This window comes from Proteus mirabilis ATCC 29906 (genome assembly GCF_000160755.1).
Taxonomy (GTDB): Bacteria; Pseudomonadota; Gammaproteobacteria; order Enterobacterales; family Enterobacteriaceae; genus Proteus; species Proteus mirabilis.
In genome coordinates this window covers 226713-237345 of sequence record NZ_GG668581.1, presented here as the reverse complement: position 1 = coordinate 237345, position 10633 = coordinate 226713, and the positions used below count along the sequence as shown (strand labels likewise).

At 39.2% G+C, this 10633-nt stretch carries 9 protein-coding genes; 5 read left to right on the top strand and 4 right to left on the bottom strand.

Annotated features, from left to right (window positions below; translation table 11 throughout):
- Positions 1-88: 88 nt before the first annotated feature.
- Together HMPREF0693_RS14940 and HMPREF0693_RS14935 are read right to left on the bottom strand one after the other, a co-directional pair.
- Entirely contained in the window at positions 89-358 is a 270-nt protein-coding gene (locus tag HMPREF0693_RS14940; protein ID WP_004246360.1) for a type II toxin-antitoxin system YafQ family toxin, read from the bottom strand.
- Entirely contained in the window at positions 359-607 is a 249-nt protein-coding gene (locus HMPREF0693_RS14935; RefSeq protein ID WP_004253075.1) for a hypothetical protein, read from the bottom strand.
- Between the two features lie 172 nt (positions 608-779).
- Here HMPREF0693_RS14935 and rep point away from each other — a divergent pair, with 172 nt between their 5' ends.
- The gene (gene rep, locus HMPREF0693_RS14930; RefSeq protein WP_004249673.1) at positions 780-2801 is read left to right on the top strand and encodes a DNA helicase Rep; all 2022 of its coding nucleotides are present in this window, start codon (positions 780-782) and stop codon (positions 2799-2801) included.
- A 74-nt stretch (positions 2802-2875) separates the two neighbouring features.
- On the opposite strand, the gene gppA is transcribed toward rep, so the two are convergent.
- Both gppA and rhlB read right to left on the bottom strand, forming a co-directional pair.
- A complete protein-coding gene (gene gppA, locus HMPREF0693_RS14925) occupies positions 2876-4384 on the bottom strand; it encodes a guanosine-5'-triphosphate,3'-diphosphate diphosphatase (RefSeq protein WP_004246357.1) in 1509 nt (502 codons plus the stop codon).
- A 3-nt stretch (positions 4385-4387) separates the two neighbouring features.
- Positions 4388-5686 (bottom strand): ATP-dependent RNA helicase RhlB, encoded by a 1299-nt coding sequence (gene rhlB / locus HMPREF0693_RS14920; RefSeq protein ID WP_004246356.1) that lies wholly within the window; start codon positions 5684-5686, stop codon positions 4388-4390.
- Between the two features lie 119 nt (positions 5687-5805).
- Between rhlB and trxA the strand changes: the two genes are divergently transcribed.
- The 4 genes from trxA (at position 5806) to wzzE (ending at position 10521) form a co-directional block, all read left to right on the top strand.
- Positions 5806-6132: a thioredoxin TrxA gene (gene trxA, locus HMPREF0693_RS14915; RefSeq protein ID WP_004246355.1), complete on the top strand. Its 327-nt coding sequence runs from the start codon at positions 5806-5808 to the stop codon at positions 6130-6132.
- A gap of 561 nt (positions 6133-6693) precedes the next feature.
- Positions 6694-7953 carry a transcription termination factor Rho gene (gene rho, locus HMPREF0693_RS14910; RefSeq protein WP_004246354.1) on the top strand — a complete coding sequence of 420 codons (1260 nt, stop codon included), beginning with the start codon at positions 6694-6696 and terminating at the stop codon, positions 7951-7953.
- A 394-nt stretch (positions 7954-8347) separates the two neighbouring features.
- Positions 8348-9439, top strand: a complete 1092-nt coding sequence (gene wecA, locus HMPREF0693_RS14905) for a UDP-N-acetylglucosamine--undecaprenyl-phosphate N-acetylglucosaminephosphotransferase (protein ID WP_004246352.1) — start codon at positions 8348-8350, stop codon at positions 9437-9439.
- A gap of 23 nt (positions 9440-9462) precedes the next feature.
- Positions 9463-10521, top strand: a complete 1059-nt coding sequence (gene wzzE, locus HMPREF0693_RS14900) for an ECA polysaccharide chain length modulation protein (protein WP_004246351.1) — start codon at positions 9463-9465, stop codon at positions 10519-10521.
- Positions 10522-10633: the final 112 nt, after the last annotated feature.

Here is a 10633-nt window from a genome sequence, read left to right as displayed (position 1 = left end):
TATCTTGAAATAGATAGTTTAGAAAAATAAGTGCTAAATATATTTTAAAAAGATAAAACCACATATCTATCAATTTGATATGTGGTTTTTATTTAAATAAATCAGAATGTGAGCCAGTTCTGTCAAAATGAACAGTATCATTGTCTATTTTATAAATAAGTAGCCAATCAGGTTCGATATGAAGATCTCGACGAGGCTTCCAGTTTCCTGTTAATGGATGATCTTTCAATTGAGCAGGTAGTCGTTTTCCTTGCACTAATAGTAATATAATCTCTTTTAGTTTATTAATATCCTTTCCTCGCTTTTCTGCGAGTTTTAAGTCTTTTTTAAATTGTCCTGAATAACTCACTTTTCGCATTTAGATATCCAATTTTTTGAATAAATCATGGGCATCTTCAGCATAAAAAACATCATCACCTTTATCTGTTTTTGCAAAAGTGTTTAATGTTTTTTCATTTGGTTGTGTTTGATTACTTTCCACATAAACTCGAATGAGATCTCTTAAGATTTGAGAGGCTGGTCTGTGTTTATTTCGAGCTATTGCAACAAAAGCCTCTTTGAGCTCTATATCAACTTTAGTGGCTATTAATTCGCTTTTTATACTCATAATATACACCTCCATATTTGTTTGAATATTATACAAAGTAAAACTTTATTAAACAAGGTTAAACTTCCTTTACCTAGAGAAATAAAGCTCAAAAAACTGAACCATTTTCCTATGCGCTTTCTGCTACAATGACTCCCCGTGATATTCTTGGTTAATGAAGTTTGGAAAAAGTATGCGATTAAATCCCGGTCAGCAAAAAGCAGTTGAATATGTGTCAGGTCCTTGTCTGGTCTTGGCGGGAGCCGGCTCGGGTAAAACACGGGTGATAACCAATAAAATTGCTTATCTTATTCGTCAATGCCGTTATTCTGCTAAGCAGATTGCTGCGGTGACTTTTACCAATAAAGCGGCGCGTGAAATGAAAGAGCGTGTTGCTCAAACATTGGGAAAACAAGAGGCAAAAGGATTAATGATCTCGACCTTCCATACATTAGGATTGGAGATTATTAAGCGAGAATACAAAGCATTAGGCATAAAATCCAACTTTTCTTTGTTTGATGATCAAGACCAATCCGCATTATTAAAAGAATTAACGGTAGATTTATTAGAAGAAGATAAAGATTTGCTATCACAGTTAAAGAGTCAAATCTCTAACTGGAAAAATGACATGCTCACACCTGAGCAAGTGATTGGTAGAGCACAATCGCAGCAAGATCATACTTTTGCCGAGTGCTTTCGACGTTATGAGCAACATTTACTAAGCTGTAATGTATTGGATTTTGATGACTTAATCAGTAAGCCTACCTTGCTATTACGTACTAATGAAGAAGTAAGGGCGCGCTGGCAACAGCGTATTCGTTATCTGCTGGTGGATGAATATCAAGATACCAATACAAGCCAATATGAGTTGGTGAAATGGTTAGTGGGTGAAAGAGCCCGTTTCACTGTGGTGGGGGATGATGATCAGTCTATTTATTCATGGCGTGGTGCGCGTCCCCAAAATCTGGTGTTATTGCAAAAAGATTTCCCACAGCTAAATGTGATCAAACTGGAACAAAATTATCGGTCATCAGGGCGTATTTTAAAATCAGCTAATATTTTAATTGAAAATAATCCCCATGTATTTGAAAAACGGCTGTTTTCAGAATTAGGTTATGGGGATGAGCTACGAGTATTAACCGCTAATAATGAAGAGCATGAAGCTGAGCGTGTAGCGGGGGAACTGATTGCCCATCATTTTATTAATAAAACTAATTATAAAGATTACGCAATACTCTATCGAGGTAATCACCAGTCGCGTATTTTTGAAAAGTATTTGATGCAAAATCGCATTCCTTATCGCATTTCGGGTGAAACCTCGTTTTTTTCCCGTGAAGAGATCAAGGATATTTTGGCTTACTTAAGAGTGATCACTAATCCGGATGATGATGCTGCATTCTTACGTATCGTCAATAAGCCTCGTCGTGAAATAGGCCCGATGACTATCCAAAAGTTGGGGGAGTGGGCTAAAGTCCGTGATAAAAGCTTATTTAATGCCTGTTTTGACTTGGGATTAAGCCAAACGTTAACAGGGCGAGGTTTAAGTGCATTACAGGCTTTTTCACAGTGGATGGCGCGAATTGTACAACAATCAGAGCGTGAGCCTTTGCTCGCTGTACGTGATTTGCTTCATGAAATGGATTATGAAAGTTGGTTATATGAAACCTCTAGTAGCGCGAAAGCGGCTGAAATGAGAATGAAAAATATTAACCAGCTTTTTTCTTGGATGAGTGAAATGCTTGAGGGGGATGAGCTACATGAACCCATGACGCTCTCTCAAGTGGTCAACCGTTTTACTCTGCGCGATATGATGGAGCGTGGTGAAACCGATGAAGAGTTAGATCAAGTGCAATTAATGACACTTCACGCCTCAAAAGGACTGGAATTTCCACATGTTTTTCTGGTTGGCATGGAAGAGGGGATCTTGCCTCATCAAAGTAGTATCGATGAAGATAACGTTGAAGAAGAGCGGCGTTTAGCTTATGTCGGTATTACTCGAGCACAAAAGACATTAACTTTCACATTATGTAAAGAGCGACGTCAATACGGTGAATTAATTCGTCCAGAGCCCAGTCGTTTTCTATATGAATTGCCTCAAGACGATCTCCATTGGGATACCAATAAAAAGAAAGTGTTAAGTGCTCAAGAAAAGCAAGAAAAAGGGCAAAAAGGGGTCGCTGGACTTAAAGCGATGTTGGCGAGACATAAACCTTAGCTGTCTGTCAGTAAAAAATATAATCCCTTACTTGTATGATAAGTAAGGGATTATTTTGAATCAGGTTAGACGTTTTAACCTATGCGTGAGTTATTTTGCTCTTCAAGCATTAATGGCCAATGGACGTAGCTTTGTAACTGTATCTCTTCATGAAGATTTTCCGCACGTAAAGGATGTTCAGCGATCCATTGATGTGGCAAGGTAATGATTAATTTTTCATCTTCCGTACGTAAACGCAGTGCAGGTAAAGTATCATCACGACGACGACTGGCAAAAATAATTGCTAGGCGAAGTAAACGTACCAAGCGGTATGCTTGATTTATCGGTAGCGCATTTTGCTGATTCAAAGGTGCGAGATCGATAATCCCCTTCTGATTTCTTAAAAATGAGGCGATTAAACGTCGTTGCGCGGGTGTATAACCAGGTAAATCAAGGTGAGAAACTAAATAACTGGCATGTGAAGGCGCTTGGCGAAAATCAACACTTAAGCCGATTTCATGTAAGGCACAAGCGCTGGAAAGTAGCTCTCGACAGCGATTATCTAATTGCCAACTTTTACTGACTTGAATGAAAAAATGCTCTGCTAATTGTTGAACACGATGGGCTTGCTCAATATCAATTTGGAAACGGCGCTGAATATTACGCAAAGTACGTTGACGAATATCTTGCTCAATAGGTAAATGCAACATACCGTAGACTAAGCCTTCACGTAGTGCACCACCGGCTAAGATCATATTTTCAATATGCAGAGTTTCAAAAATAGCGATCAGAATGGCTAATCCGCTAGGGAAAACAAGCGCTCTTTCGAAAGTAAGGCCTTCGATTTCTAACTCTTCAAGCTTGCCACACTCAATGGCTTTTTGTTTCAGTCGCTCTAATTTAGGTAAGGTAATTAATTCATCCATTCCTTGAGCAATCATGATCTCTTGTAATGCTTGAACGGTGCCCGATGCCCCCACACAAACCTGCCAACCTTGTTGGATAAGTTTTTCTGCCACAGGTGCAAGGATAGCTTTTGCTGCTTGTTGTGCTTGAGCAAAGTTTTCTTCTGTTAATGAGCGATCGCTAAAATAGCGCTCTAGCCATGTTACACAACCCATGCTCAAACTCATTAGCTGTGTTGTTTTAGCCCCCGTACCGGTGACTAATTCTGTGCTACCGCCACCAATATCTACCACCAAGCGCTGTTCTGCACCACCCGTTGTATGGGCAACACCACGATAGATAAGGCGTGCTTCTTCCTCACCACTGATAACATGAACCGTATTGCCTAATATTTCAGACGCTTTAGCGACGAAAATATCTGCATTTTTAGCAATACGTAAGGTCGCAGTTGCAACGACTCGGATTTGTTCTGCGGGAATATCTCTGAGATATTCAGAAAACAGTCGCAAGCATTGCCAACCACGCTCCATAGCCTGCTCTGACAGCTCGTTTTCTTTATTTAGGCCAGCAGCAAGTCTGACTTTACGTTTAACGCGAGATAATACTTGGATAGATCCCGCGATTTCACGAACGACTAACATATGAAAGCTGTTAGAGCCTAAATCGATAGCAGCATAAAGTGATGAAGATTTCAGCATAATTTATGAGTGACTCGGGCGTTTATTACGGTTATTACGTTGAGTATTATTTCCTCTACGAGGTGCCGAATTATTACGACGAGGCTGACCTTGACGAGGACGATGACGACGTTTTGGCTCAGGTAAATCAGTTAATAATGCATCACTGTTATATTTACTAACAGGAATAGCATGTTGAATATAGGTCTCAATCGCCGGTAAATTCAACGCGTATTCTTCACAGGCTAAGCTAATTGAGTTACCACTTTTACCCGCACGTCCAGTTCTACCTATACGGTGTACATAATCTTCACAGTCATCAGGTAAATCATAGTTAAAGACATGTGTTACAGAAGGTATATGAAGACCACGAGCTGCAACATCGGTTGCCACAAGAATATCAATATTACCTTGGGTAAAATCTTCTAGGATACGCAGACGTTTTTTCTGTGGCACGTCACCTGTTAATAGACCTACGCGGTGTCCATCTGCGGCAAGATGCGCCCAAATATCATCACAACGATGTTTGGTGTTAGCAAAAATAATACAGCGCTCTGGCCACTCTTCTTCAATTAAGGTTTGCAGAAGACGCATTTTTTCTTCATTAGAAGGATAGAACAGCTCTTCTTTTATGCTAAACCCAGTTTTTTGTTCAGGTTCAACTTCTACATATTCAGGGTTATTCATCTGCTCGAAAGCTAACTCTCTGACACGATATGAGAGTGTGGCGGAAAAGAGCATATTCATACGCTCTGCGGCATTTGGCATGCGACGGAATAACCAGCGAATATCTTTAATAAAGCCCAGATCGTACATTCTGTCTGCTTCATCAAGTACGACAACTTGAATAGCGTTAAGATTAATGTGACCTTGTTTTACATAGTCAATTAAACGACCCGTGGTACCGATAACGATATCTACACCGTTATTTAATACTTTAAGTTGTTCGTCATAGCCATCTCCACCATAGGCTAGACCCATTTTAACACCAGTGCTTTGTGCTAAAGGTTGTGCATCTGTATAAATTTGCACAGCTAATTCGCGCGTTGGCGCCATAATCAGTGCACGAGGTTGATTCTTTTCATGCCCTTCTTTTGCAGGGTGAGTTAAAAGATAATGAAACGTCGAGGTTAAAAACGCCAACGTTTTTCCTGTTCCTGTTTGGGCTTGCCCAGCAATGTCATGACCTTTCACAGTGATAGGTAACGTCAATGCCTGAATTTGTGTACAATTAGAGAACCCTTTTTTCTCAAGGGCTTCTATCACTTTTGGATGCAAGGCGAAGTCGGAAAACTTCTTTTCTGTCAAATATGTTTTGCTCATAATGTAATAGAATATCAGTTATAGGTTGCATTACAAAAGGATATCCGCTGAAATGCTGATAGTCTTTTGTTATTTAATGTTACACTGGTACGGTCAATATTATTCTTTGGAGTAGAACAATGAGCGATAAAATCCTTCACTTATCTGACAACACATTCGATGTTGATGTATTACAAGCAACCGGCCCCGTGCTCGTTGATTTCTGGGCTGAATGGTGCGGCCCATGTAAAATGATTGCTCCTATTCTAGATGAAGTTGCAACAGAATACGCGGGTAAATTAACAGTTGCGAAGCTAAATATCGATGAAAACCCTGCGACAGCACCAAAATACGGTATTCGTGGTATCCCTACACTGATTTTATTCAAAAATGGTGCAGTTGCTGCGACTAAAGTTGGTGCATTGTCAAAAACTCAATTAAAAGAGTTCTTAGACGAAAACATCTAATTTGATTTAAAGCACCAAAATAACGAAGGACGTTTAGATCTTGTTGGTATTTCTGTTACTGACCGCTAGACGTCCGCTTCGAAGCATGATAAGTTAGCGCCACTTACTTACATAATATAGCGGATTTTATTGGTCATATGATATGACATGGTTAATAAGTCTGAGATATTAAATATCAGGTTCAGATTGTTAGAGCTTTGATATAAACTATTTGAATATTGTATTTGAATAAACTATAAGTAATCTGAATTCATCTAACCAGTCCGGTTGTCTTAGAATAATCTATAGTATTCAAGGAATATAATTTTTCTATATATGTTCCTAACCCATAACTGAAAGTACAATCATCTTGTTACGGCAATGGATGTCACTTTCTGGGGACAGTGTTGTGACTGGTCTATATAGCATTAACATGCTTTCTAACATTATCACGATGTTTATACTGATGTTATAAAGTAGTAATCTGTAATTTTACACATGACGAAACTGACAGCGATTCGCTGTTATACTATTCACGTTCATAGTTCGAGAGTTACCCCGAGTTATTAAGAACCCACCATTATGAATCTTACCGAATTAAAAAATACGCCGGTATCAGAACTGATAGCACTTGGCGAAAATATGGGGCTAGAGAACCTAGCTCGAATGAGAAAACAAGACATCATTTTCTCTATCTTGAAGCAACATGCCAAAAGTGGAGAAGATATTTTCGGTGATGGAGTGCTGGAAATACTACAGGATGGCTTTGGCTTCCTACGTTCCTCAGACAGTTCCTACCTTGCTGGCCCAGATGATATCTATGTTTCTCCAAGTCAAATCCGTCGTTTTAACCTTCGCACTGGTGATACCATAGCAGGGAAAATTCGCCCACCTAAAGAAGGTGAACGCTATTTTGCCCTCCTTAAAGTGAATGAAGTTAACTTTGACAAACCAGAAAACGCCCGCAGTAAAATCCTCTTTGAAAACTTAACACCATTACATGCTAATAACCGCTTACGTATGGAACGTGGTAATGGTTCTACCGAAGATTTAACTGCCCGTGTACTCGACTTGGCTGCACCTATTGGTCGTGGACAACGTGGTTTAATCGTTGCCCCACCAAAAGCGGGTAAAACAATGTTGCTACAAAATATTGCGGCCAACATTGCTCATAACTATCCTGATTGCGTATTAATGGTACTTCTTATTGATGAACGTCCTGAAGAAGTCACAGAGATGCAACGTTTAGTTAAAGGTGAAGTTATTGCCTCTACCTTTGATGAGCCAGCATCTCGTCATGTGCAAGTAGCGGAAATGGTTATTGAGAAAGCCAAGCGTTTAGTAGAACATAAAAAAGACGTTATCATTTTATTAGACTCTATTACTCGTTTAGCCCGTGCTTATAACACCGTAGTACCTTCTTCAGGAAAAGTATTAACCGGTGGTGTGGATGCGAACGCGCTACATCGTCCAAAACGTTTCTTCGGGGCTGCTCGTAATGTAGAAGAAGGTGGTAGTTTAACCATTATTGCGACTGCATTGGTTGATACTGGCTCTAAGATGGATGAAGTTATCTACGAAGAGTTTAAAGGTACAGGTAATATGGAATTACACCTGTCGCGTAAGATTGCAGAAAAACGAGTATTCCCAGCAATTGATTACAACCGTTCAGGAACACGTAAAGAAGAATTACTGACATCGCAAGATGAGTTACAAAAAATGTGGATCCTGCGTAAAATTATCCATCCAATGGGTGAGATTGATGCAATGGAATTCCTCATTAATAAATTAGCGATGACAAAAACAAATGAAGAATTCTTCGACTTTATGAAACGCTCATAAAGTGTTATTACAAAATTGAGAGAGACAACAAAAAAAGAAAAAATTGTGTTGATGATAGAAAAATAAGTGATATCACACCAATTTAGAGGTTGTTAAACTCATTTACTTTGTGTAATTAACGATATGATAAAAACGCCACAAGTCAGTGGCGTTTTTTTTACATTGGACTTAGGTCTTTTATTATCATCGCAAAATGATAATTTGGTATGTATATTGCATATTTATATTTTTAATAAAAATAGCGATAACATCAATAAAAATAGTTAAGGAAAATTTATTATTGATAAAGGGTGGTGGGTTACTGAGTAAACTCGTCGTGGTACAAGCTGGAGAAAGAATAAAAAACACATGGATGGGTAAATAACCAGCTATATTTATTATAGAGAACAGTACTGTGGATATACTAAAAATGAGCACAAATGTTTTTTACGTGTTCCTATTTTCTTTCGCTTTCCTATTTGTAGCTCGTAAGGTGGCAAAGAAGATTGGACTCGTAGATAAACCTAACTATCGTAAACGACATCATGGGTTGATCCCCCTTGTAGGTGGGATTTCAGTCTATTTTGGTATTGTTTTCGCTTTTTATGTTTCAGATATCTACATTCCTCACAAAGAGCTGTATTTGATTTGTGCGGGGATACTTGTTTTTATCGGTGCGCTTGATGATCGTTATGATATCAGTGTCAAAATCAGGGCAACTATCCAAGCGTTAGTGGGTATTGCTATGATGGTATTCGGTGGTTTAAAACTTGAATCACTTGGTCATGCTTTTGGGCCTTGGGATATGCATTTAGGGCCTTTTGGTTATATCGTCACGCTATTTGCTGTTTGGGCTGCAATCAATGCCTTTAATATGGTGGATGGTATTGATGGTTTATTAGGCGGTCTTTCTTGCGTTTCGTTTGGTGCGCTGGGTATTTTACTTTACCAAAGTGGAAGCTCTGCACTTGCGTTTTGGTGCTTCTCATTTATTGCCGCGATTTTACCTTATATCATGTTAAACCTTGGTGTTTGTGGTAAAAAATTTAAAGTCTTTATGGGCGATGCGGGAAGTACGCTAATAGGCTTTACTATTATTTGGCTATTAATTTCCTCTACTCAAGTTGATCCTCATCCAATCAATGCGGTTACTGCATTATGGATCATTGCTATTCCTCTTATGGATATGGTGGCAATTATGTACCGCCGTTTACGTAAAGGAATGAGTCCTTTTTCACCAGACCGTCAACATATCCACCATTTAATTATGCGAGCAGGTTTTACCCCTCGCCAAGCTTTTGTTTTGATCACGCTTGCAGCCGCGGTGTTGGCCGCTATTGGTATTATTGGTGAAAACTTATCTTTTGTACCAGAATGGGTAATGTTGGCATTGTTTTTGCTTGCTTTTGTTATGTACGGTTATTGCATTAAACGCGCGTGGCGAGTCGCTCGTTTTATTAAACGATATAAACGTCGCCTACGTAAAGCGACACAACTTAAGCATTAAATAAGCAGAGGTCTTTTAACGTGATGAACTCGGAAAATAACGTCTCCCGACAGGGGTTTTCACCCGATAATGAACTCGATATTCGAGGTCTTTGTTGTGCACTATGGTCAGGAAAACGCTGGATAATAGGGTTCGCGCTGCTTTTTGCGCTGATTGCATTAGGGGCATCTTACTTGATGCAACCTAAATGGAGCGCTATTGCGATGACAGAGAGACCTACTGTGAATAATTTAGGTAGTTATTATTCTCAGTCTCAGTTCTTACGTAATCTTGATACGCAAATTAATCCGTCTGTAACTGTTTCTCAGTTAAGTATCCCTGATGAAGCTTATCAAGAGTTTGTAACACAGATTTCAGCTTTTGATACACGACGTGAGTTTTGGCTGCAAACGGATTATTACAAACAACGTAAAGAAAATGATGCGCAAGCAGACGCGGCATTATTAGATGAGCTCATCAATAATATTCAATTTACACCGGCTGATGAGAAGAAATTGGTTAATGATCAATTGAAACTCATTGCTGAAACGGCCAACGATTCGAGTCTACTGCTCAATGAATATATCGCTTTTGCGAATAAACGTGCGGCAGAGCATCTAAATGAAGAAGTGATTGCCGCATGGGCAACTCGAACACAATCGATGAAAGCCTTAGTGAAACGCCAAGAAATGGCCGCTCAAGCTGCTTATCAACGACAAATTAATTTACTCAAACAATCGATTAAAGTTGCTGAGAAACAAGGTATTTCTCAAAAACAGACCTCGATTGCGATAGATGAATTACCGGATTCGAAGCTGTTTCTACTCGGCGTACCTTTATTGCAATCACAGTTAGAAACATTAATGGCAACAGGACCAGATTTTGATAGTGATTATGATCAAAATACGGCAATGTTATCCACCCTCGCGGTAGGTGCTAAATTACAAGATAACTTCCAAACTTACCGTTTCTTACGTACACCTGAAGATCCTGTGAAACGAGATAGTCCTCGCCGTGCCTTTATGATGGTGCTTTGGGGCGCTATTGGTGTTTTAGTGGGCGCGGGTGTGGCATTAGTCAGACGTAGTTCATTAAAAAAATAATCATTATTACCTTTTTATCATTTTAATAATAACGAGACATCAGGTGTATTTTCACCTGATGCCCCTGAGAATAAGGGCATATTGCTTTCCCAAAAATAAGCAATATAACAAA

What these genes read in the sequence shown, in the direction of transcription:
- HMPREF0693_RS14940 (WP_004246360.1), bottom strand. Translation starts at nt 358, where the DNA reads ATGCGAAAAGTGAGTTATTCAGGACAATTTAAAAAAGACTTAAAACTC.
- HMPREF0693_RS14935 (WP_004253075.1), bottom strand. Translation starts at nt 607, where the DNA reads ATGAGTATAAAAAGCGAATTAATAGCCACTAAAGTTGATATAGAGCTC.
- rep (WP_004249673.1), top strand. Translation starts at nt 780, where the DNA reads ATGCGATTAAATCCCGGTCAGCAAAAAGCAGTTGAATATGTGTCAGGT.
- gppA (WP_004246357.1), bottom strand. Translation starts at nt 4,384, where the DNA reads ATGCTGAAATCTTCATCACTTTATGCTGCTATCGATTTAGGCTCTAAC.
- rhlB (WP_004246356.1), bottom strand. Translation starts at nt 5,686, where the DNA reads ATGAGCAAAACATATTTGACAGAAAAGAAGTTTTCCGACTTCGCCTTG.
- trxA (WP_004246355.1), top strand. Translation starts at nt 5,806, where the DNA reads ATGAGCGATAAAATCCTTCACTTATCTGACAACACATTCGATGTTGAT.
- rho (WP_004246354.1), top strand. Translation starts at nt 6,694, where the DNA reads ATGAATCTTACCGAATTAAAAAATACGCCGGTATCAGAACTGATAGCA.
- wzzE (WP_004246351.1), top strand. Translation starts at nt 9,463, where the DNA reads ATGAACTCGGAAAATAACGTCTCCCGACAGGGGTTTTCACCCGATAAT.